Source organism: Mesorhizobium waimense, assembly GCF_003601975.1.
GTDB classification, from domain to species: Bacteria; Pseudomonadota; Alphaproteobacteria; order Rhizobiales; family Rhizobiaceae; genus Mesorhizobium; species Mesorhizobium waimense.
The window spans coordinates 76,084-97,375 of record NZ_QZWZ01000024.1 but is presented as its reverse complement, the minus strand read 5'-3'; the positions used below and the strand labels follow the sequence as shown (position 1 = coordinate 97,375).

Annotated in this window: 19 protein-coding genes; 8 read left to right on the top strand and 11 right to left on the bottom strand. The window is 61.7% G+C overall.

Going from position 1 to position 21,292, the window contains the following annotated elements; genetic code table 11:
• The first annotated feature begins 2,055 nt into the window (after positions 1 to 2,055).
• Positions 2,056 to 2,220, top strand: a complete 165-nt coding sequence (locus D3227_RS41770; protein WP_167480845.1) for a hypothetical protein — start codon at positions 2,056 to 2,058, stop codon at positions 2,218 to 2,220.
• Between the two features lie 82 nt (positions 2,221 to 2,302).
• Here the strand turns inward: D3227_RS41770 and D3227_RS43840 are convergent, their stop codons facing one another.
• The 4 genes from D3227_RS43840 to D3227_RS26100 all read right to left on the bottom strand — a co-directional run bounded on the left by D3227_RS43840 (position 2,303) and on the right by D3227_RS26100 (position 4,473).
• Positions 2,303 to 2,425, bottom strand: a complete 123-nt coding sequence (locus tag D3227_RS43840; protein ID WP_281034954.1) for a hypothetical protein — start codon at positions 2,423 to 2,425, stop codon at positions 2,303 to 2,305.
• Between the two features lie 217 nt (positions 2,426 to 2,642).
• On the bottom strand, positions 2,643 to 2,819 hold the full coding sequence (locus tag D3227_RS44795) for a hypothetical protein (RefSeq protein WP_245451884.1): 177 nt from the start codon (positions 2,817 to 2,819) through the stop codon (positions 2,643 to 2,645).
• Positions 2,820 to 2,955: 136 nt separating this feature from the next.
• Positions 2,956 to 3,372, bottom strand: a complete 417-nt coding sequence (locus D3227_RS44790) for an ATP-dependent DNA ligase (RefSeq protein ID WP_245451887.1) — start codon at positions 3,370 to 3,372, stop codon at positions 2,956 to 2,958.
• A gap of 120 nt (positions 3,373 to 3,492) precedes the next feature.
• Positions 3,493 to 4,473 carry a recombinase family protein gene (locus tag D3227_RS26100; protein WP_245451883.1) on the bottom strand — a complete coding sequence of 327 codons (981 nt, stop codon included), beginning with the start codon at positions 4,471 to 4,473 and terminating at the stop codon, positions 3,493 to 3,495.
• 397 nt (positions 4,474 to 4,870) lie between these two features.
• Here D3227_RS26100 and D3227_RS26095 point away from each other — a divergent pair, with 397 nt between their 5' ends.
• From D3227_RS26095 to D3227_RS26085, 3 genes are all read left to right on the top strand, one after another.
• The gene (locus D3227_RS26095) at positions 4,871 to 5,170 is read left to right on the top strand and encodes a hypothetical protein (RefSeq protein WP_120017150.1); all 300 of its coding nucleotides are present in this window, start codon (positions 4,871 to 4,873) and stop codon (positions 5,168 to 5,170) included.
• On the top strand, positions 5,170 to 5,601 hold the full coding sequence (locus D3227_RS26090) for a type II toxin-antitoxin system VapC family toxin (RefSeq protein WP_208646432.1): 432 nt from the start codon (positions 5,170 to 5,172) through the stop codon (positions 5,599 to 5,601). The genes D3227_RS26095 and D3227_RS26090 overlap by 1 nt, the downstream gene beginning before the upstream one ends.
• Before the next feature lie 115 nt (positions 5,602 to 5,716).
• Complete coding sequence (locus D3227_RS26085; protein ID WP_120017148.1) at positions 5,717 to 6,004, top strand: CBS domain-containing protein; 288 nt, start codon at positions 5,717 to 5,719, stop codon at positions 6,002 to 6,004.
• Between the two features lie 411 nt (positions 6,005 to 6,415).
• Here D3227_RS26085 and metH read toward each other — a convergent pair whose 3' ends face one another.
• Complete coding sequence (metH, locus tag D3227_RS26080; RefSeq protein ID WP_120017147.1) at positions 6,416 to 10,225, bottom strand: methionine synthase; 3,810 nt, start codon at positions 10,223 to 10,225, stop codon at positions 6,416 to 6,418.
• A 273-nt stretch (positions 10,226 to 10,498) separates the two neighbouring features.
• Here metH and D3227_RS26075 point away from each other — a divergent pair, with 273 nt between their 5' ends.
• On the top strand, positions 10,499 to 10,687 hold the full coding sequence (locus D3227_RS26075; RefSeq protein WP_120017146.1) for a hypothetical protein: 189 nt from the start codon (positions 10,499 to 10,501) through the stop codon (positions 10,685 to 10,687).
• Positions 10,688 to 10,727: 40 nt separating this feature from the next.
• Here the strand turns inward: D3227_RS26075 and D3227_RS26070 are convergent, their stop codons facing one another.
• The 5 genes from D3227_RS26070 to D3227_RS26050 all read right to left on the bottom strand — a co-directional run bounded on the left by D3227_RS26070 (position 10,728) and on the right by D3227_RS26050 (position 18,108).
• Positions 10,728 to 12,035: an MFS transporter gene (locus tag D3227_RS26070; protein ID WP_245451882.1), complete on the bottom strand. Its 1,308-nt coding sequence runs from the start codon at positions 12,033 to 12,035 to the stop codon at positions 10,728 to 10,730.
• Between the two features lie 141 nt (positions 12,036 to 12,176).
• Complete coding sequence (locus tag D3227_RS26065) at positions 12,177 to 13,505, bottom strand: cation diffusion facilitator family transporter (protein ID WP_120017145.1); 1,329 nt, start codon at positions 13,503 to 13,505, stop codon at positions 12,177 to 12,179.
• 10 nt (positions 13,506 to 13,515) lie between these two features.
• Entirely contained in the window at positions 13,516 to 13,797 is a 282-nt protein-coding gene (locus D3227_RS26060; RefSeq protein WP_120017144.1) for a metal-sensing transcriptional repressor, read from the bottom strand.
• 317 nt (positions 13,798 to 14,114) lie between these two features.
• Positions 14,115 to 17,450 carry an AAA family ATPase gene (locus D3227_RS26055; RefSeq protein ID WP_120017143.1) on the bottom strand — a complete coding sequence of 1,112 codons (3,336 nt, stop codon included), beginning with the start codon at positions 17,448 to 17,450 and terminating at the stop codon, positions 14,115 to 14,117.
• A 427-nt stretch (positions 17,451 to 17,877) separates the two neighbouring features.
• Complete coding sequence (locus tag D3227_RS26050) at positions 17,878 to 18,108, bottom strand: type IV toxin-antitoxin system AbiEi family antitoxin domain-containing protein (protein WP_120017142.1); 231 nt, start codon at positions 18,106 to 18,108, stop codon at positions 17,878 to 17,880.
• A 250-nt stretch (positions 18,109 to 18,358) separates the two neighbouring features.
• Between D3227_RS26050 and D3227_RS26045 the strand changes: the two genes are divergently transcribed.
• Complete coding sequence (locus D3227_RS26045; RefSeq protein WP_245451881.1) at positions 18,359 to 18,889, top strand: hypothetical protein; 531 nt, start codon at positions 18,359 to 18,361, stop codon at positions 18,887 to 18,889.
• A 421-nt stretch (positions 18,890 to 19,310) separates the two neighbouring features.
• A complete protein-coding gene (locus tag D3227_RS26040) occupies positions 19,311 to 19,742 on the top strand; it encodes a cupin domain-containing protein (protein ID WP_120017141.1) in 432 nt (143 codons plus the stop codon).
• A 106-nt stretch (positions 19,743 to 19,848) separates the two neighbouring features.
• Here D3227_RS26040 and D3227_RS26035 read toward each other — a convergent pair whose 3' ends face one another.
• Positions 19,849 to 20,304, bottom strand: a complete 456-nt coding sequence (locus D3227_RS26035; RefSeq protein ID WP_120017140.1) for a carboxymuconolactone decarboxylase family protein — start codon at positions 20,302 to 20,304, stop codon at positions 19,849 to 19,851.
• 227 nt (positions 20,305 to 20,531) lie between these two features.
• Between D3227_RS26035 and D3227_RS26030 the strand changes: the two genes are divergently transcribed.
• A complete protein-coding gene (locus D3227_RS26030; protein ID WP_120017139.1) occupies positions 20,532 to 21,290 on the top strand; it encodes a copper homeostasis protein CutC in 759 nt (252 codons plus the stop codon).
• Positions 21,291 to 21,292 lie beyond the last annotated feature (2 nt).

The window sequence follows — 21,292 nt, the reverse complement described above, 5'->3', positions numbered from 1 at the left end:
ATAGAAATCTCTGAGCGGGGGATCGGATACCCAGCCCGCGCGAAGCCCCCCGTACCCCCCACGGTTCCACCACACCCCAGTCTCAGGAAATCCAGAGAGCTTCGCCTAATCCGGCGGCCTTTGGGTTGCCGTTCCGGCCAGCTACCACCTCGGCTCGGGCTGATAGGCCATTTGTGAGACCACTTTCGTCGCGTCGCCGCGCCGTCCGTACTTCCCAATCAAGGCTTTCTCGTCGTCCTCCGAGACCGAACTAACCGGTAGAGGTTCCACATTTTGTCCTTCGTTGGCGAAAGGCGGTATGTCCTGCCATTGGCCCGGCAAAACCAATGAGGAGATTTCTGGAGCTGGGTCCACGTGCAGTCAGCGCCTGACAGGAGCCGCTGTTCGCGAGCCATCCGGTCCTCTTCACGCGATCTCTTATACCGTTCCTCCTGCTCAACCCGAAGCCGCTCCTCCTCCCGCACCACGTGGTCCCTGAGCAAGCCGATGATGGCCGGAAGCTCGGTACCGTCGGCTCTTTCCTTCTCGTAAAGCGCGAGGCACCCAGGGCGAAGCTCCTCTTTTGGGTACGAGAAGTCTTCCTCGTCCTCGAACGCTCTCAGGCGCTGGGGCAAATGGGCTTTGTTATTATTGTCTTAGGTGTGCTGGAGATGCTGGCGGGCTTTGTAACACTTGGTGTAGCCAAGACCGTAATTCACGAGATCCTTTCCGTCTGTGCGTTCGGGTTCGGCTCAATCACACTCGCTCTTGGGGTGATAATCAGACAGCTAGGCTCTCGCGCGTTGTGACGCGGCTTTGGCAGTAGCTCTCTACGTCGCCATCATCGCCGCCACGATGCTTGCCGGCGCCGTCTGGCGCTACAGGCAGCGGGACATGATCGGAATGGCCGCTTGCCTGCTTGCTTATGGCCGGCCTGGGCGCCTACGTCCTGATTCGCTAGCGCTTCTCGAAAGTCGGTAGCGCCCGACCAGATCCGACTCCGGCTCATCCGATTTGAGAGGCAGAGGAGCCATCCCTTTGGTTTTACTAAATTAGAAAAGGCGTTATATTCGGCTATGCCGACAAAATCCCCTCTCATGTCGGCTAGGCCCGGCGGCCGAAACACCGCACCCACCGCCCTCGACCGCCGGACCGCTGGGTGTGCCTTTTTAGCACTCCCTAACGTAAGAACGTCTCTTGTACGGTTCGGGAACGGAAGCAGGCCCGGCCAGCCGGCACCCCCTATTCGCTCAACGAAAAACCCGCCACGGGAGGGACCACGCGGCGGGCTCAATCGGAGCGGCTACATTCCTGAGAAATCGACCGCTACTGCCATAAATGCACGATGGACGGGACGATTCCAGACAACTTTAACGATGGGTTTGTTATATTAGTGATCTCTTGATTAAGCGGTCGGCCGCGCGCGTCAACAACCTTTGAAAAGGCCGGTGCAGCGCCCTAGCCAAGCCCCAACTGCACCGGCCCTGCGAGACTAGCAACACTCGCTCTGAAACGCATGTTATCGCATATTAGCAATCTCTCAATTGAGACTGAGGGCCCAAGATCACTGGGCACAAAGACGCAAGGCGAGCCAGACTACCCAGCCGTAGGGACGAAACTAAAAGGCCCCGGCGCTTGGATCTGCGCCGGGGCCTTTGGCACACCAGCATGTCCGCTTATAAACGTGCGCTAACATGGTGAAGGAAAGGTGAAGCGCCTCTTCGGCAGCCGCGCCCGCGCCCTCAAAGGCTAGCGGGGCGCGGGCCGATTGGGTCACCCCCAACATGCAGCACCGGTTAGAGGCGATGCTGCTATGTGAACAGTTGTTGATCCGCGCAATAAGTTCAACCGAGCCTGGGCTCATCCGATTTGAGGCGAACCGAACACCTCCGTTTTGCCAAGTTGGCATCGACGCAAGCCGGGCCTATAACCTCGCCGGCCGGCGAACCTACCCCGTTTTCCGGCTAGGCCCGGTGGCCGAACCCCAGCCCCCCGCCCGGCCGCCGGGCCGCTGAGTAAGAGCCAACGGAACCATTGTCTCTGGCACCCGTTCGGTCACGGAAGGACATCCCACAAATGGTTGACGAGCAAGGAAGGCCATCGGCGACGGACGGCCTTGTTCGTCGTTTGGTTAACGAGGCCGGCATTACCGAAGAGCAAGCTCGCGAACTCATTACCTTCTTGGGATACGACTGGGCATCGCTCATCCGCGAAGCCCGTTTTCTAGTTGGAAAACTCTAGACATCCGGCCAGCGTGGCTACTGCCGCACAATCCAGTCCAGCAGGTCGGGATCAACCGCCTTTGCGCCGGTGAAATCGCGGATCATTGCACCGCGTGGTCCCGCCATCGATCTTCAGGGATTTCATCTTCGATGACCGATTTTCTGAAGGCGCTGCGCAGGATATCGCAGTCGATAGCCGATACCGAAACACCCAGCTTATCCATGGTGCAACCTCCCATCCAAGGGCCGGAAACAGAATGGTGACGAGGGGATTCTTAATGCGTCCGATGGCGTGTTCAATAAAAAATGACGGTACGTTTTTTACCAAACGGGGCGGGTGCGTTGTCCGCGTTTTAGGGAGCGCTAATGTTTAAGTTTGCCGGGGGGAGCGACCGACGCGGCAAATGTTCTAAATCCGGTAGCCGCGTCGGAAGCCCCGCGCTACTCCTTCTCATCCCGAAAATCCTGTAGCGACGCATGCCGCAAGTCTTCCTCGCCGCGCAGATGCTTCACACGCCCGATAAGCCCCGGCTTGACCCATTGCGTCGCCGGCCGCTTCATGCCCTTCGGCGCCGTGCCAGCGTGCTCCTGGACGCGCTCCCAGAGGCGTTCGCGCATCTCCCGGTTCAAGGTGATGAAAGCTGAGCCGACATAGCGCCGGTGCCTCGGTCGGCCATCAGCGCGAAAGCGGGTTTGCCGGCCTCGCGCTTGACGCCGAGCAGTTCATATTCGTCGATCGTGAAAGCCTTCGTCTTTAGCCAAGCCGTCGAGTTGCCGCTTCGGTATTGCTATCTTTGCGCTTCGACACCATGCCCTCGAGCCCGGCCTGGTCGACGAGATGGAAGATCGCCTTTGCATCGCCCGGGAGCGCCTGGCTGAACTGGATTCGTCCGCCTTCCGGGATCATCTCGGCCAGGATCTCGCGTCGGTCTTCTAAGGGCATGTCCCGCAAGTCGTGGCCGTTTAGGTGGAGAAGGTCGAAGGCGACGAAGTAGAGGTCGTGCTGACGCCGGGTGATTGCCTTGCGCAACTCGCCGAAGTCGGACAGGCCGGCATCGTTCAGCACGATAATCTCGCCGTCGATGATGGCACTTTCGACCTCGAGCAAGGCGGCAGCCTTGGCAAGGTCACGATATTTCGACGTCCAATCGAGCCCGCGGCGGGTGAAGATGCGTACCCGAGGTACGCAGGGTCATCGCCCTACCACAGTCGGCGCAGAAGCAGACGCCACCTAGCAACGTGCCCCCGCTCACGAATCGGGGCGCTTTCAACTGCGGACTTCGGGACCGCATCATTGGACCTCGGCAAACTCCTCCGGGTCGACGATCGGCTCGACGATCACTTCAACCACCTGGTCGTCTGGGTTCTGTTGTTTCTTGCGCCAACTGGAGACGTTGAAGCGGTGGCGCCCAATGTACGTCTCGCGCGTGAAAATCTGATGCACCGCGCCAACACCCCACCGTCCACCGGTCTGGGTCCGAATGCCGCGAATGTTCAAGAAGTCAGCGATCTGCCGCGCCCCCATGGGGCCATTGTCCGCCCCGACGCGCGCAAGGCGGAACATCAGTCGGACAGTATCGACTCGCGCGGGATCTGGCTCGATCTTCTTCTTCGTCCGCGAGCCGCGCTGCCCGGCAGCGACGATCCTGTAGCCAAAGGGCGCCCGGGATCCGTTCCAATAGCCCTGCCGGGCATTCTCTGGCATCGCTCGGAGCGTGTGTTTGGCGTTTTCTTTCGACTGATATTCGTCGAAGAGCGCCATAATCTGGCGCATCATCACACTCATCGGATCGTCGCCGAGATCCTGCGTGGTGGATGTAAGCCGAATGCCGTTCTTGGCCAGCCGACGCACGTAGAACTCAAGCTGAAATTGGTCGCGGAAGAAGCGCGAGAACGAATGGACGATAATAAACTTGAACGGCGCGGGCTTCTGCGCCCCAGCGTCCATCATGCGTTGAAACTCGGGCCGGCGGTCGTCTGTTGCCGATGCGCCTGCCTCAACGAACTCCGCAACAACGGAAATCCCCTTCGCATCGCTGAGCAGTTCGTCCAACAACGGCCCGAAATGAACCTCGAACACATCGAGTTCGGCATCAGAGACGGGAATGCGGTCCGGCCAGTCATCGGAGATGCTGAGGTCCCAAGCGCGGTCGATTGCCGTTCGCGCGAGGACCTGCGACGTGGCATGGCGAGGAGCACGCGGCTTGCGGACGTAGTCAAAGAGATCGACTTCGTCCTGGGGTGCAGAAAATGGGGAGCTATTGTCCGGCATCCCGCCATTGTGGCCAAAATCCAAACAAAATTGAACTGTGCCAGTTGGTTACCGATAGATTTTAAAGCGCAGTACCGGACACTCTCGGCCGGATCCAACAATTTTGGCGAGCTGCGTCGTGCCACGGCGTAGCGGAAAAACCAGCAAACGGCGCGCCGACGCGGCACATGACTGGATCTACCCACCGATGGCTTCCTTTCAGTGTCTGATGAGCCTAACACCGCCATCTGGAAATATTACCGGTAACAACTGAGGGGTCAATCGCCATATGCCGATTGTTCAAACAACATGCGGGCGACATCCATCCAAAAGGCCGGAACGACGCCGCAGTCCGATGGCTGCGTCTTGCTGAAACAGGTTTTTCCGGCTATATTTCCGGGCATAGTCGGAGGTTTCAGTGGGCATCTCGCAAAAACGCGCCATCCAAAATTATCGATCTCGCCTTAGTGAGCGTGGCCTGACGCGCTTTGAGGTGCTTGGTCGTGACGTTGATCGCGACCTTATCCGATCATTGGCTCGCCGACTGGCAGAAGAAGGCCCCGATGCCTCGCGCCTTCGCGCGGCTGTCAGCCAGACCATCGCCGGTGAGCCGCCGAAGAAAGGTGGCATCCTTGCCGCGCTGCGCCGATCCCCGCTCGTTGGGGCCGATCTCGACCTTAGCCGTTCTCGCGAAGAAGGACGCAAGGTGGAGATTTGATGCGATATCTGCTTGATACGAACATCATCAGCAACATCACCAAACCAACCCCGTCCGCGCCTCTGCTCGCGTGGATGGCCGACCAAAAGGACGATGATCTGTTCATCGCCTCGCTCACAGTTGCCGAAATTCGCCGCGGTGTGCTTGAGAAGCCATCGGGCAAACGGCGTGACGAGCTCGAAAAATGGTTCGCGGGGCCGGACGGTCCGCAGATGCTTTTTGCAGGCCGGGTCCTATCGTTCGACGAGAAAGCCGGGCTGATTTGGGCGCGGTTGATGGCCGATGGTAGAGCCAAGGGCGGCCCTCGAAGCGCACTCGATACAATCATTGCCGCCGTTGCTGAAGCCAACAACTGCGTCGTCGTGACAGACAACGAAAAAGACTTCTTCGATATCAAGATCGTCAACCCGATCAGGGACGGCGGCGCCTAGCGGGAAATAACTGCCGACACGACGTCGGGTAGATTGTCGACCAACGCTGAGGCATGCGAAGCCGCTACGCCCGGAGCATTCCAGCACACGCCATGAGAACGACCGACTGATCGGAATGGTGACCGACCGCGACATTGTCTGCAAAGGACTGGCGGACGATGGTTTCGACAGCCGCACCGCGACGGCGCGCGATGTCATGACGACCGGCATTCACTGCTGCCGCGAAGACGATGATCTGGCCAAGGCCATGCGGCACATGGAGGAACTGAAAATCCGCAGGTTGCCGGTGATCAACAAGAGCATGCGGATGGTCGGCATCCTCAGCGTCGGCGACGTCGGTCAGTCGGCGCCGAGGGAACTTGTGTCCGAATACGTCAAGAGCGTTTCCGCCCATCACCACTGAAGGGCGGCTCGCCCGGCGGATAGTCGATATCCGTCGGGCTTCGCCCACGCGCTCGATCGAAGGCTCAACCGGGCTTGCGCGAAGCTGGTGAAAAACGCTCTCGGCCTTGCCGGGCCGCTCAAGTCGACGATTTGACTGTCAGCCGGCCGATCGACCATACGCAACCACCCAATTGGATAACTGTGGCGGCGAGCGGTCCCGATCACATAGGGTCGGAATTCGCGGACTTAATCCTGGCGATGGCCGCCTTAGCGGCGTCCGTAATGATGGCGCAGACAGCAGCGAAGGGCCTCGGCCGCCGAGCATCCGAAACATGGCGCAACTGGCGGTCGCCTAGATTCACCGATGCCTGGCTGCCGTTCACAGGAAAGCGACGCTGCCCGAAGCAAAAGACGACAGTGTTTCTCGACTCTATTCCGCCGCCTCGGCATAGAGCGCGGGAACATAGTTGAGGATCGGTCCAAGCCAGCGCTCCACCTCAGCCAATGGCATGTCCTTGCGGCGCGCATAATCCTCGACCTGGTCGCGCTCGACCTTGGCGACGCCGAAATAGTAGCTCTCGGGATGCGATAGATAGATGCCCGACACGGAGGAGCCCGGCCACATCGCATAGCTTTCGGTCAGGCTCACACCCGCATTGCCTTCGCCGTCGAGCAGCCGAAACAACGTCGCCTTCTCGGTATGGTCGGGCTGCGCGGGATAACCGGGCGCCGGGCGGATGCCGCGATAGGGCTCGCCGATCAGCTCGTCCGGTGCAAGAGCTTCGTCAGGGGCATAACCCCAGAACTCCTTGCGCACCTTCTCGTGCATGCGCTCGGCGAAGGCTTCGGCGAAGCGATCAGCCAGCGCCTTGACCATGATCGAGGAATAATCGTCGTTGGCCCGCTCGAAACGCTCGGCGATCGCCACCTCCTCAATGCCGGCGGTGACGATGAAGCCGCCGATATAATCGGGCTTGCCGCTATTCGACGGGGCGACGAAATCCGACAGCGCGACATTGGCTTTGCCATCGCGCTTGGTCAGCTGCTGGCGCAAGGTGAAGAACGTCGCCAATTCGCTGGATCGCGTATCATCCGTGAACAGTTTGATGTCGTCGCCGACGGCATTGGCCGGCCAGAAGCCGATGACGCCGCGCGGCGCGAACCATTTTTCGGCAATTATCTTCTCCAACATCGCCTGCGCGTCCTCGAACAACTGGCGCGCCGCCGGTCCCTGCGCCTCATCCTCGAGGATCCTGGGATAACGGCCCTTTAACTCCCAGGTCTGGAAGAACGGCGACCAGTCGATATAGCGCGCCAGCTCGGCAAGGTCCCAGTTTTCAAAGACCTTGACGCCCGCGAAGGAGGGCTTCGTCGGCTCATAGGCAGACCAGTCGATCCGATGTGCATTGGCCCTCGCCTTCGAGAGCGGCAGCCGCTGCTTGTCGGCCTCGGAGCGGGCATGCGCATCGGCGACCTTCTTGTATTCGGCGCGCACGGTGTCGACATAGCCGCCCCTGGTCTCGTTCGACAGCAGGGACGACACGACGCCGACCGCCCGGCTGGCGTCGGTGACATAGACGGTCTGGCCCCTGGTATAGCGTGGATGGATCTTGACCGCCGTATGCACGCGACTGGTCGTCGCCCCGCCGATCAACAGCGGGATGTCGAAGCCTTCACGCTCCATCTCGGCAGCCATGTGCGCCATCTCGTCGAGCGACGGCGTGATCAGGCCGGACAGACCGATGATGTCGACTTGTCTCTCGCGCGCCGTCTGCAGGATCTTTGCCGCCGGCACCATGACGCCGAGGTCGATGATCTCGTAATTGTTGCAGGCGAGAACCACGCCGACGATGTTTTTGCCGATGTCGTGGACATCGCCCTTCACCGTCGCCATCAGGATCTTGCCGGCCGTCTGGCGCTCGCCATTGTCGATGCCGTTGGCGGCGTTCGCCAGCTTCTCGGCCTCCATGTGCGGCAACAGTCCTGCGACGGCCTGTTTCATCACCCGCGCGGACTTCACCACTTGCGGTAAAAACATCTTGCCGGCGCCGAACAGGTCGCCGACGACATTCATGCCGGCCATCAGCGGGCCTTCGATGACATGCAGCGGGCGCTCGGCCGCCAGCCGCGCCTCCTCAGTGTCGGCGTCGATGAATTCGGTGATGCCATTGACCAGCGCATGGCTGATCCTTTGTTCGACCGGCAGTTCGCGCCAGGCGAGATCGCGCTCCCTGCCCTCCTTGCCGGCCGTGCCCTTGAAGCGTTCGGCGATCTCCAGCATGCGTTCGGTGGCGGTGCCGCTGGTCCTGGGCACGCGGTTGAGCACGACATCCTCGCAGGCCTCGCGCAGCTCCGGCTCGATCGTATCGTAGACGGCAAGCTGGCCGGCATTGACGATGCCCATGTCCATGCCGCGCTGGATGGCATGGTAGAGGAACACGGCGTGCATGGCCTCGCGCACAGGCTCGTTGCCGCGGAACGAGAAGGACAGGTTCGACACACCGCCGGAAATGTGGACATGCGGCAGCGTCGCGGTGACCTCGCCCGTGGCCTCGATGAAGTCGACGCCGTAATTGTCGTGCTCCTCGATGCCGGTGGCGATCGCGAAGACATTGGGATCGAAGACAATGTCTTCGGGCGGAAAGCCGGCCTGTTCCGTCAGAAGCTTGTAGGCGCGGGTGCAGATTTCGACCTTGCGCGCCCTAGTGTCGGCCTGGCCATCTTCGTCAAAGGCCATGACGACCACGGCCGCGCCATAGGCGCGCACGAGTTTCGCGTGGTGCAGGAACGCCTCCTCGCCTTCCTTCATCGAGATGGAGTTGACCAGCGGCTTGCCCTGCACGCATTTCAGCCCGGCCTCGATGATCTCCCATTTCGAACTGTCGACCATCACCGGAACACGCGCGATGTCCGGCTCGGCGGCGATCAGGTTGAGATACTCGACCATCGCCTTCTTCGAATCGATCAGCCCCTCGTCCATGTTGATGTCGATGATCTGGGCGCCGTTGGCGACCTGGTCGCGGGCCACGTCGAGCGCAGCGACATAGTCGCCCGCCGTAATCAGTTTCCGAAACTTGGCCGATCCCGTGACATTGGTCCGCTCGCCGACGTTGACGAAGGGAATCTCGTCGGTCAGCGTGAACGGCTCCAGCCCGGACAAGCGCATCTTCGGCTCGATGTCCGGAATGGCGCGCGGCGGATATTTCCGCATCGCCTCGGCAATGGCGCGGATGTGATCGGGCGTCGAGCCGCAGCAGCCGCCGACGACGTTGACCAGTCCCTCGCGCGCGAAATCCTCAATCTGCGCGGCCATGAATTCCGGGCTCTCGTCATACTGACCGAATTCATTGGGCAGGCCAGCGTTGGGATAGGCGCAGACAAACGTATTGGCGACACCGGAAATCTCCGCCAGATGCTCGCGCATGGCGTTGGCGCCGAGCGCGCAGTTGAGGCCGATGGTGAATGGGCTGGCATGGCGCACCGAGTGCCAGAAGGCCGTCGGCGTCTGCCCGGACAGCGTGCGGCCGGACAGGTCGGTGATGGTGCCGGAGATCATCACCGGCAGGTGCACGCCCTTCTCGATGAAAATCTCGTTGCAGGCGAAGATCGCCGCCTTGGCGTTCAGCGTGTCGAAGATGGTCTCGATCAGGATGATGTCGGCACCGCCGTCGATCAGGCCGCGCAGTTGCTCGCCATAGGCGTGCCGCAGATCGTCGAACGTCACGGCGCGATAGCCGGGATTGTTGACATCCGGCGACATGGAGGCGGTGCGGTTGGTCGGCCCGAGTGCACCGGCGACGAAGCGGCGCTTGCCGTCCGCCTGCAGCGCCCTCTCCGCCGCTCGCCGCACCAGCCGCGCGCCATCGCGGTTCAGCGCGTAGACGGCATCCTCCATGCTGTAATCGGCCTGAGCGATCGAGGTCGAGGAGAAGGTATTGGTCTCGAGAATGTCCGCGCCGGCGATGGCGTAGCGATAGTGGATCTCCTCGATCGCTTTCGGCTGGGTCAGGATCAGCAGATCGTTGTTGCCTTGCTGATGGCAGGCGCAGCCGGCGAACGCTTCGCCGCGGAACTGGCTTTCATCGAACCCCAAACCCTGGATCTGCGTGCCCATGGCGCCGTCGAGGATGAGGATGCGTTCGCGCGCCGCCACGGTCAGCGCCGCAAGCACTTCCGAACCGTCGGGCGTTGCCGCAACGGGGCCGAACAGGTCATCCAGCGATGAGGAGCTTTGCGACATTTTTCATCCTCAAGACGACAGTCGCGCCTAATTACATAAAGACATCTTTATGTCAACATACGCCCACTCGACCTCAGAGTCACGCCGGTTTTCGCCGCATTCACGCTTGCCCTGTCACGGTCGTCTCGCGGGCGAAGCCGCGTCGAATGCGCCTGACACCTGAACTGGTTTCGCGGGTTGTGCGTCATGTCGATGACCCCGGTCCTGTGCCCGGCCGAGTTTACGCTACCGACGCCGACTACGAGGCGACGATACGAACGGATCCGGCGCGCCGTGCGAACCGAACTCGCTGGCAAGCGGACCAGCAAGGCCGGCGTGCCCACCGAATTCTCAGTCCAGTTCAAATCAGGAGCATTTCTTGCCGTACTTGCCTGGTGGATCGCCGAGAGCGCCAGCCTTTTGCCGGCGCAGGTCGACGACTTATTCCAGCAAATGGCCGCCATCGGCATCGGCTCGGTCTGAAGCATCGCGGCGCCGATTCCGACGGAGTTGGCGAACTGTGCTAGCGTTCCTCCGGCGGCCGAATCTTGCGGAACGTCACAAGTAGAAGAATGTCATAGACGATCTTCAGGGCTCCAGCGATGAGCAGTGGCCAGCCGAAGCCGGACACGGAAAGCAGCGAGCCGGCGAGCATTGGACTCGCCGCCGATGCGAGGCTGCGCGGGACGGCGGTGACGCTCGCTGCTGCGGCACGCTCGCCAGGCGCAACCACCGCCATCACGTAAGAGGTGCGGGTCGGGACGTCCATCTGCGACAGTGCGCTCCGGATCAGCAGAAGGACGATCACCGAAGCGAGGCTGTGCATGAACGGAATGAGCAGCAGACAAAGGCTCGACGGCAGGTGGGTGAACACCATCGTATTCACCAGCCCAATCCGCTTGGAAATCTGAACCGCCACCAGGTATGATACGGCCGAAAGCACGCCCGTGCAGAAGAAGATTGCGCCCGCGGTAGCGAGGGACAGGCCAAAGGTTTGATAAAGCCACAATGCCAGGAGGGACTGAACCACGAGCCCGCCCGCAAATGCGTCCAGGCTGAAGAGGGCGGCCAGCGTGAGGACAATGGTTCGAGACTTGCGCAAGGGCTCCGCTGGCGGCGCACTCGGGTCGATCGATTCATCCGGCAACCGCCGATACAGGATTAGCGATCCGACCCCAAGGAAAGCATAGAGTAGGAAGGCGAACTGAAGAGCCTGTTTGATCTCCATACCGACAAGCTGCCGCAGGAGGTCTGGGGTGCCGGCCGCCAAAGCACCAACAGCCCCAATGAGGGCACCGACCAGGCTGTAGCGCGCAAACAGCGCGGTACGGTCGCGATCGGTGACGCTGTGCGCTAGTTCCGCATGTTCGAGCGGCAGAAACACGCTCACGTCGCCGGAGGATGGATTCAAGGTTCCGACGAACGCGACCAGAAGCAGCGGCCAGAAGTCGTGGACGAGCGCGAAGGCAAATCCTGTGAGAATCATCAGAATGGCGGCGGCGACGAGCAGCGAGCGGCGCGAGAAACGGTGCGCGATGGCCCCGACGCCTAGCGTGAGCGCGGCCGATCCCGAAAGCGTTGCCGTGGCAAATATCCCGATCTCGAGAGCATTGAAGCCGAGCGCCGCCAGGTAGGCCGGGAGCAAAAGACTGACAAGTCCGTCGCCAAACGCCCGCAATCCCCTTGATGCGAGCAAATAAGAAGCCGTCGAGCCGGCACCGGAAGGCAGCAGCGCAAATCTCCGCTTCGGCTTGCGGATATCGGTCGATTTCTGGGCAGCAAAGTATGACAACATGGCGTCCACCTCAACAGAGAGCCTGGACGCGAACATTGGGCTGACGCCTCACGGGGTCGTCGCGATTGAACCCCTGCCTGATGCTTGTATTTCCAGCCGCACTTGTCAACAAGCGCCCTTGCCGGCCTCCCGGGATCTTCGCAGTCCGGCTTGTGATGCCGCGCGAGGCGTCCATCGTCAATGATGGTGGCCTTCCGGCTCGACCATCTTGAACTTCAGGACCTGTTCCCTGCCCTTCGCGGTCAGGATCAGCTTTGCCTCGAACTCGTGCGGCTCGGCCGGGGCGACGCTGCTCTTGAGCCGGTGGTGATCGCCGGCGACGGGTCCGAGAGGCAGCGTCTCGGGGCCTTCGGCCCGGTCGATGATCACGGTCGCCCCGAGATCGTCGGCATGGCTGTCGATGGTGAGGCGCATGCGCTCGCCAGCGGGCGTATCGACGATTTCGAGCGTTCCGGTTGCCAGATCACAGGCGACTTTGAACGGGTCGGGCGCGTGATGGGCGTGGCCGGAACTTCCCGCCTCGGGCCTGCCCTCGCCTTCCAGGCGGATGTTCGCCTCCGAGAGCGCCGGCAGGTGATCGAACAACTCTCCCCTCAGGGCATCGGTGAGGCCGACCACGTCCCTGGCGCACGCGGTGTCGGCCACCTTGATGGCGATATCGGCATGCAGGCGATGGCCGATCCAGCGCGCCTGGACTTGGGCGACCCGCTCGATACCCCGAATATGCTCGGCCGCATGGTGGATCTCATCGACGATGCCCGGCTCGACACCGTCGAGCATGCGCGTCAGCACCGCCTTCGACGACTGCCAGACGATGGCGAAGATCGCCACCGTGATGAAAAGGCCGATGATCGGATCGGTGAGCGGAAAGCCGAGCCAGACGCCGATGGCGCCAAGCACCACCGCCAGGCTGGTGAAGCCGTCGGTGCGGGCGTGATAGCCGTCCGCGATCAGCGCGGCGCTGTTGATCTCGCGCCCGACGCGGATCCGGAACACGGCGACCGCCTCGTTGCCGAGGAAGCCGATCAGGCCGGCGGCGGCCACCCAGCCGAGGAAGGTAATGGGTTTTGGGTTGATAAGCCTGTCGATCGCCTCGTAGCCGGCGACGAGGGCGCTGAACAGGATGATCAGCACGATGACGATGCCGGCCAAGTCCTCGACGCGGCCAAGGCCGTAGGTGAAGGTCTTGCTCGGCTTGCGCCTTGCCAGCATGAAGGCGATCCACAGCGGTATGGCGGTGACTGCGTCGCCGACATTGTGGATGGTGTCGGCGAGCAGCGCCACGCTGCCCGAGAGGAACACGATGACCAGCTGAAGCAATGACGTTATGGCCAGCACCACGAACGACCATTTGATTGCCCAGATGCCGCGTGTCGTCGTCGCAATGGTCGGGTCGACCACACCGTGCGTGTGACCGTGGCCGCCCTCGCCATGGTCATGGCCATGCCCGGCAAAGCCTTGGGCTGCCGGGCCGAAGCCGAACCAGTCGCGAACGCTGTCCATCATAACGCGTGTCTCACAGGTATTTGGTGATGTCCTTGAACTCGTCGATCGAGCGGCGCTGCTCGCGCGCAAGCGGTCCGACGACGTCCTCCAGGCAATGGTTGAGGTGATCCTGGATCAGCGTCTTCTTGGCCTGGGAGATGGCCTTCTCGACCGCATGCAGTTGCTGGGCGATGTCGAGACACGGCCGGCCGGCTTCGATCATCTCGATGATGCCGCGCAGATGGCCGTCGGCGCGCTTCAGCCGCTTGATGATGTCGGGATGGGTTTCGTGAATGTGGGAACGTTCGCTCATGCCTTATGCTATCCCCCTGGAGAGGATAGTGTCAATGTCGGACAGCCTCCGCCCCGGCCAGCCTGACCGGATATCCGCAAAACTCAACTAACCCCTTGCACCGCGGGAGCCATCCACAGAAGACATCGCAGCTGACCATGCTCAAGGTCGCGCTCGCGCCGTGTTCGGACCTACGCGGGGACAAGCGTGAACGTCTCATCTCAACCATTCCGTTACATTCCAGTCCAAACGAACGCGCGTCTCGGGTGCGCAATGCGCCAAGCTTGCATCAAATCGACGCAAACTACGTTGTCGGAACCGACGCAGATGGTGCGACCTCAACGGCTCAGGGCGTCCAGCGCCCGTTGTGCCGCGATGAGGTCGACGATTGGATACCTAGTGTTAAATGTGTGGACCACCGCTTGCAGACGCGTCGCGGCCTCATGGACACGACCTTGACGTGCCAGAACTGGTGCTAGTTGCGTTGCGGCGCGAAGCTCGAAGAGTCTCGCTTGCTGCCGACGGGCAGTGGCAATTGCTGTTTCGAATAGGTGCGCTGCACCCGTCAGGTCACTTCGGCCAGCGGCGATTTGGCCACGAAAGCGAATACATTCTGCTAGGTAGCTCGCCTCGTCCGTATCGAAAACGAGGGTATCGACATCATCAAGCATTTGCGATGCGTCTTCGATGCGACCGGCCCGCAGGAGAAGATCACAAAGTTCGCATGCTTTCTCAGGGGTATGAAATACGACGCCCTGCCCACGCCAAAGAACCATACTCTCCCGGACGTCATCGATGCCGGCATCCAGTTCACCTAAATGCGAGCGGGCATGGCCACGCCACCTAATGGCGCTACTTCGACGCGCCGTGTAGCCATGCCGTTCGCAAATCTCGACGATCTTCGTAGCGTTCTCAAGGAGTTCCTCGTATTGACCGACTAGCGCACACAAATCGCACTGAGCGAGAAGACGCCAGGCGAAGTCGAAGGGCTTGTCGAATTGGTCAACATTTCGAACCAAGCGCTCGTTCTCTTCGACTGCAGCATCGATGAAGCCCAAAATGATCAGCGAACCGCTAAGATAGTCCTGGGTAGAGACACGTTGATCCGCACCGGCGAACAAAATACGGCGACTTGGGTCAACACGATCAATCAGATCTAAGGCATTCCGCAAAGCCTCCGCTGCCTGCGGTTGTTCTCCCCGGTTGAAATGAGCAATCCCCTTGGTTGCCCAAAGACCACTCAGATAGGCCGTTGGAAGGAGATCGGCACAGTTTGCGAGCTGCTCTTCGGCCAGGGTCAGGTAATCGTGATTGCGCCCAGTGGCATAAAAAAATGGGGCGAGTGAAAGCGCAACGTCACATTGCAATTCGACCAATGCAGTGTTCGCGGCGGCAAGACGTGCATCTTCAAGCGTCTTCCCAAGGCGCTCAGAACGATACCCTTCAGCCTGCATCAAGGCATTGGCCATCGCAAGGTGGAGACGTGTCATCCGTTCGGCGCCGCCGGACACATCGCCAAGTCTCCTGCTGCAGTCAATAGCACTGGCAAAGTGCGACACGGCTTCCCGAGTGGCAGCTCTGGCCACGGCGGCCCTTCCCGCCTTTTGCCAGTGATCGAGCGCGCCCGCCCAATCCCCAGCTTCCTGAAGGTGGTGCGCGAGGAGCTCGGGTTGCGCTTCAGTGATTTCGATACACTTTTCCTCCAACACATCTGCGACACGCTTATGTAGCTCCTGGCGCTTAGCGCGCAGCAGCGTGCCATACGCTGCGTCCTGAACGAGCGCATGCTTGAAGAGGTAAGTGGCCAGTGGCCACGTCCCGCGGCAGAACACCAGACCGGCGCCGACGAGTTGATCCAGTGCGCCATTTAGCTCAGCGGCATTTCGCTGTGCGACCGCTGCCAGCAATTCGTAGGAGAACTCCCGACCAAGAACCGCGCCGACCTGTGCGACCTCCTTAACGGTTGAGCCGAGGCGATCGAGCCGCGCCATCAAAGAGGCATGCAGCGTGGCGGGGACGCTCAACGCCGTCGCAGCAGCTCTTGAGAGCACTGTCCTGGCGTTGCCGCCCTCCAACACCGCCTTGGTCAGCTCCTCGACGAACAGTGGCACCCCATCCGTGCGCTCGATGATCTCCGCGACAACGTCGCTCGGCAGCTCTCCGGTGCCGACGACCCGCTGGACCAGCGCGGCGCCTTCACGACGGTCGAGCCGATTGAGGACAAGTACCGTGACGTGCGCCTGCCCGGTCCATGGCGGTTGAAACTCGGGGCGGAACGTGAGGAAAAGCAGCACTGGCAGGCGCGGCACCCGCTCGACTACAAGGTCGAGCAGCTCGCGCGAGCTGGGGTCGATCCAGTGCACATCCTCGAAGAGCATCAGCACCGGACCTTGTCGCGCCAGGTCTTCGAGCTGCCGGAGCAACGCATCGAAGGTCTTCTCTTTCTTCCGCTGGGGCGTCAGTTGGAGAGGCGGGAAGCGACCTTCGGTCGGCAACGACAGCAGCTCGGCCAGCAGCGCCACGTCCTCCGGCGAGGCCGGGGCAAGCAGAGCCGCAAGCTTATCCAGCTTCCTCTCAGGTGGGTCGTCGCGCTCCAACCCGGCGGCACGTTCTAGCTGCGCAATGGTCGGGTGGAGCGCGCTGTCTTGACGGTGCGGCGAACAGAAATAGCGCAAGCGGGTGTGTGGCTCATTCTGGATCCGCTCCTGCAAGGTGACGGTGAGGCGCGACTTTCCGATCCCGGGCTCGCCTGAGAGCAGCACCACACGACCTTCACCACTTTTCGCGCGATGCCAGTGGCGTTGCAGCAGGTCAACCTCCTCCCCACGCCCGACCAGCGGCGTCGGCGTCGTCCCATGCAGCGCCTCGAACCGGCTTTCGACAGCGCTCTCACGAAACACTTGATAGGGATGGATCGGCTCCAGAAAGCCTTTCACCTCGACGGCGCCAAGATCGCGATATTCGAAAAGATCGCCGACCAGCTGCCGCGTTTGCGGCCCGATCACGACCGCGTCGGGTTCGGCAAGAGCTTGCAGGCGGGCGGCGAGGTTCGGCGTCTCGCCCACGACGCCGCGCTCTTGCCCTTCGCCGGCGGTGATCAGATCGCCAACGACGACCTGTCCGGTGCCGATGCCGATACGAACCCGCAATGGCTCGGGCTCTGGGAGTCGCCTAACGGCATTGACGAGAGCAAGGCCAGCGCGCACCGCCTGCTCGGCGGCGTTCTCGTGCGCCTGCGGGTAGCCGAAATACACCAAAACTCCGTCGCCCATATACTTGGCGACAAAGCCGCCGAAGTGGGCGACCGTATCGGCGACACAGCGGTGATACGCTCCGATGGTCTCACGCAGGTCCTCGGGATCCAGACGCGTTGCCAGCGCCGTCGAGCCGACGAGATCCACGAACATGACGGTCAGCTGTCGACGCTCCGCGCTTAGCTCCCGGGTGCGGCTCTGAGCCACGATGTCATCGGTGCTCGCGTCGGGATGGCTTGACGACGGCCCCAGCCCCACTACCGCTTTGCGGAATCGCTTGCGATGACCGAGGAGCATACCGAGCTTCTCAAGGTCGGCATCGGTCAGCTCCGGCAGGACTTCCGCGTCGATCGCGTTGTCGCGAAATGCCTGCTCGTATTGCTGGAGGCCGAGGCCTCGCAACCAAGCGGCAACATCCACATAGCTCTCCCAAGGCTGAATTCGGGTCCCTCAGCCGCAATATTAACTCAGATGCCAGGGAAATGCTCTAGACCCGGATTTCTGTCGAAGCTGGAGGTCCCTCTCGAAGAATTGGGGGCTTGGAGTCCGACATGGTTACCGCGGCGGTGAAAGCTTTTGGCAAAGCGGACGATACGCTCCTAGTGATCAAGCGTCCGCATCGGGTCAGGTGAGTACAGAGCCTGCGCCGAGCTGCCAGCCAGCTTTCGGCCCAAACGCGACGGGTCAAGCGGCCTTCGGAAGGACAGCACGATAGCGGCCGTAACCCGCCTTCACGAGCAGTCCTCGCCTCGGCGGCCTGCGTCCGATCGACGCCCTCCGCGAAGGCCGGATTGGCGGGGTCATCGAAGTGGCGCGATCCTATGGCGCACTCGGCACGGCCTGAAGGTCAGGCCGCCTTCAACGCACCGGCTCGATACCACCCATAGCCGACCTTCACGAGCAGCCCTTCCTCGCACATCCGGGAGAGATAGCGCCGTGGGATGCCGATGTCGGTGAGATCGCGGGTCCGCACCTCGCCGCGCTCTTGCGCCAGAGCAACGGCGCGATCCCGGAGCGATGGCGGCCGCCCACCTGCAAGGCGTAGTGCTTCTGCGCGGTCACGATCACGTTTTCGCATTTGATGCGGCTGTGGCGCGTCTCGGCGTAGCGCTATGGCGAATTCGTATTTCGCCGCTTCGTCGATCCCTTGGAGCCAACAATTTCAAAGACTTAAGAGGCTTGACTAACCGATGACCATTCGGTCGCGTACGGCATATGCACGATAGTGCCTTTGCCTGGCCGGACATAAGCAATCCTTGATTCCTGGCGGTTTCCTGCAACTATTGCCCGAAATCCATGTCAAATGGATGCAATGGGGGCATTGGACCATGGCGAGGAATCGGTTTGCAGGGCACGCCCTGGCTCTCTTGGCTGCTCACGCCTTCATCTCCGATGGTCGCGCCAGTGACGCGACGAAGCCGGTCGAGGCAGGCGCGCCGGTGTCTCACCTGCTTGACCGATCCGACATGGCACGAGCCTATTCAGGCGAATCGGATCTTGTGACCGCCTACACCACGGGAATGGCGCGCAACCGTCTCAATCTCACGGCGCGTGGCGGCGAAACCAACCTTGCGGTGCCTCTCGAGCCGAGGCTCCTGCGCGCGGAATTCCGTGCGCGAACGTGGCGCGCGGCGGACGGCAGCCTGTTGCAGGGTTTTGTCGGTACGGGCGGCTTCCGGCTGACGACTGGAAATTGCCTTGCCCGCATCTGCGCCGCCAGCGAATGCAGCGATGACGGTTGGCCGGTCTACAAATGCAGCGACGGCCGCAAACGCAAGATGTCGGTCACCGACTTCGTGACGGCAGTCTTCGACGGCGTCCCCTACCGGCGATTGAGTGCCCCTCCTCCCAAGGAGTAGCGCTGCAAATTCAAGGGCGACAATGCCGGGCGCGGGCGAAGGGGTCGAGGCCTGATGCGCCGCGCACACAAAAACGAGCAATGGATTTGAGCGACACACCATCGCGCTGCGCAAGGGCCGAAGGGCCGGCTTACGCGATCGCGCAATAATCAATCCGGCGGACTTTGCTATGCTTGGCTCAGCGGCGGACTTGACGCCGCGTGGCCGGCGCCATCAGGCAACCCCAATCTCCCCGCCCCCTGCGGCGCCGGCCATCCTCGAAAAGCGGCGATCAATCGATCGGACCGATTTCAGATTCCGTATCCGCCATTGCGCCCGACGGTGGGTTTGCGACCCAAATCCTGTTCGGTTCTGCCTGCGAGAGACGCTTGCACGCGCATGCCCGCCGGGCGATGGTGCAACAGTGTCTTTGGGAGGAACCATGCGAAACATCCTGGCATCGGCGCTGCTGCTTTGCGCCGCGCTTTTTGCAAATACGGCCGAGGCGCTGGACAGCAGTGGAACGCCAGTTGTCGTGACACCGCTTGCCGATCGCACGCAGACGGCCTCGGGCCAGCCGATCACGCTGCCGCAGAAAAACGTCCAGGTCCTGGTTTCGACCTTTGACATTGCGGTGGGCGCGACCTTGCCGGTCCACAAGCACCCGTTTCCCCGCTACGCCTATGTGCAGGCCGGAACGCTTCAGGTGACGAATGTCGAGACCGGCAAGAGCAACACCTACAAGACCGGTGATTTCATCATCGAGATGATCGGCCAGTGGCACCAGGCCACCAATGTCGGCGACGGCCCGGTCAAGCTTTTGGTCATCGACCAGGTCGAGCAAGGCGCCAAGAACACAGTGCTGCGCCAGTAGCTCTTAGAGCGGTTCAGCTTTTGATGGAACCGGCGAACCGCTCTAAGGGGTTTGTTTCCACGCAGTTCCGGACGGAAAGCCGCTGCGCACTTTTCCTGGAACTGCTTTAGTCCCAGGCGCCGACGGGCTGTCTGGTGGCGGCGTTGAGCCGGTTGAACGCATTGATCAGCGCGATCTGGACCACCAATGCGGCCAGCCCCTTTTCGTCATAGTGCCGGGCGGCTTCGTTCCAGACATCGTCGGGGACCGCATCCGAACGGTCGCTCAACCGGGTCGTGGCCTCAGTCAGCGCCAGGGCGGCGCGTTCGGCATCGTTGAAGTAAGGCGTTTCGCGCCAGGCGGAGACGGCAAAGATACGCTCGTCCTTTTCGCCGGCCTTCTTCAGCTCACGCGCATGCATGTCGACGCAGACGCTGCAGCCGTTGATCTGGCTGGCACGCAGGTGCACCAGCTTGCGCGTCACATAGGGTACCTCGGCGGCTTCGGTCGATTTGTCCAGCGCCAGCAGTGCCTGCAGGGCGCCGGGAATGAGCATCACCGGGTTCTTCAGTCGTGCTTGCATGATTGGTCTCCTTCAAATCGATTTTCGTCAGGGCGGTCGTCGGTGGCGCCGCCATTCAATAACCCGATGGTTATAAGTTGATACATAACTGACGAGTTATGGGTATGTCAAGCGGGCATGGATGCTAGAAGGCCATCGCCAGCCGCGCATTGGACCGATCATTGCCGCTTTCAAGGCGACAAACCCGATGCTAGGGCTGTCCGCGAAAATCACGGACGGACCGCACTTTGACTAAAAATCCTCGACTGCCCCTGATCGAACTGTGCGTGGAAGGCATTGACGGGCTGCTTGCAGCGCAGGCCGCCGGCGCCGACCGGGTCGAACTCTGCGCCAGCCTGGTCGAAGGCGGCATCACGCCGAGTCTCGGCACGGTGCGCGCAGCACTCGAGCTTGCGACCATTCCGTTCCACGTCATCGTGCGGCCGCGCGGCGGTGACTTTCTCTACAGCGAGACCGAATACCGCTCGATGCTGGCCGATGTAAGCGCGCTCCGCGATCTCGGCGCCGCCGGTGTCGTCGTCGGCTGCCTCAACGCGGACGGCACCATCGACGAAGAGCGCATGAGCGCGCTGGTGCAGGCGGCCGGTTCGCTCAACGTCACCTGCCACCGCGCTTTCGACATGACCCGCGATGCCGCCGAGGCGCTCGAGGCTCTCATACGCTGCAAGGTTGGCCGCGTGCTGACCAGCGGCCAGCGCGACACGGCGCTGGAAGGGGCGGACCTGCTGGCCGATCTTGTCCGCCAGGCCGGCGACCGTATCATGATCCTCGGCTGCGGCGCGCTCGCCCCCGACAACATCGCCGAGGTGCTCAGGAAAACCGGGCTGAGCGAAGTGCATTTCGCCGCGCTCACCGACGTGCCGAGCGTAATGCGCTACCGCAATCCGCATGTCGGCATGGGCGGCACCGACATCGACCGCGAATACCGCACCACCGTCACCGACCAGACACTGGTGGCGGCGACTATCGCGGCTGCCAGGGCTTGACC

Coding starts and splice junctions, on each gene's coding strand:
- D3227_RS41770 (WP_167480845.1), top strand. CDS start 2,056: ATGGTTGACGAGCAAGGAAGGCCATCGGCGACGGACGGCCTTGTTCGT.
- D3227_RS43840 (WP_281034954.1), bottom strand. CDS start 2,425: ATGGATAAGCTGGGTGTTTCGGTATCGGCTATCGACTGCGATATCCTG.
- D3227_RS44795 (WP_245451884.1), bottom strand. CDS start 2,819: ATGCGCGAACGCCTCTGGGAGCGCGTCCAGGAGCACGCTGGCACGGCG.
- D3227_RS26100 (WP_245451883.1), bottom strand. CDS start 4,473: ATGCCGGACAATAGCTCCCCATTTTCTGCACCCCAGGACGAAGTCGAT.
- D3227_RS26090 (WP_208646432.1), top strand. CDS start 5,170: ATGCGATATCTGCTTGATACGAACATCATCAGCAACATCACCAAACCA.
- D3227_RS26085 (WP_120017148.1), top strand. CDS start 5,717: ATGGTGACCGACCGCGACATTGTCTGCAAAGGACTGGCGGACGATGGT.
- metH (WP_120017147.1), bottom strand. CDS start 10,225: ATGTCGCAAAGCTCCTCATCGCTGGATGACCTGTTCGGCCCCGTTGCG.
- D3227_RS26070 (WP_245451882.1), bottom strand. CDS start 12,035: ATGTTCGCGTCCAGGCTCTCTGTTGAGGTGGACGCCATGTTGTCATAC.
- D3227_RS26065 (WP_120017145.1), bottom strand. CDS start 13,505: ATGATGGACAGCGTTCGCGACTGGTTCGGCTTCGGCCCGGCAGCCCAA.
- D3227_RS26060 (WP_120017144.1), bottom strand. CDS start 13,797: ATGAGCGAACGTTCCCACATTCACGAAACCCATCCCGACATCATCAAG.
- D3227_RS26050 (WP_120017142.1), bottom strand. CDS start 18,108: ATGCGAAAACGTGATCGTGACCGCGCAGAAGCACTACGCCTTGCAGGT.
- D3227_RS26045 (WP_245451881.1), top strand. CDS start 18,359: ATGGCGAGGAATCGGTTTGCAGGGCACGCCCTGGCTCTCTTGGCTGCT.
- D3227_RS26040 (WP_120017141.1), top strand. CDS start 19,311: ATGCGAAACATCCTGGCATCGGCGCTGCTGCTTTGCGCCGCGCTTTTT.
- D3227_RS26035 (WP_120017140.1), bottom strand. CDS start 20,304: ATGCAAGCACGACTGAAGAACCCGGTGATGCTCATTCCCGGCGCCCTG.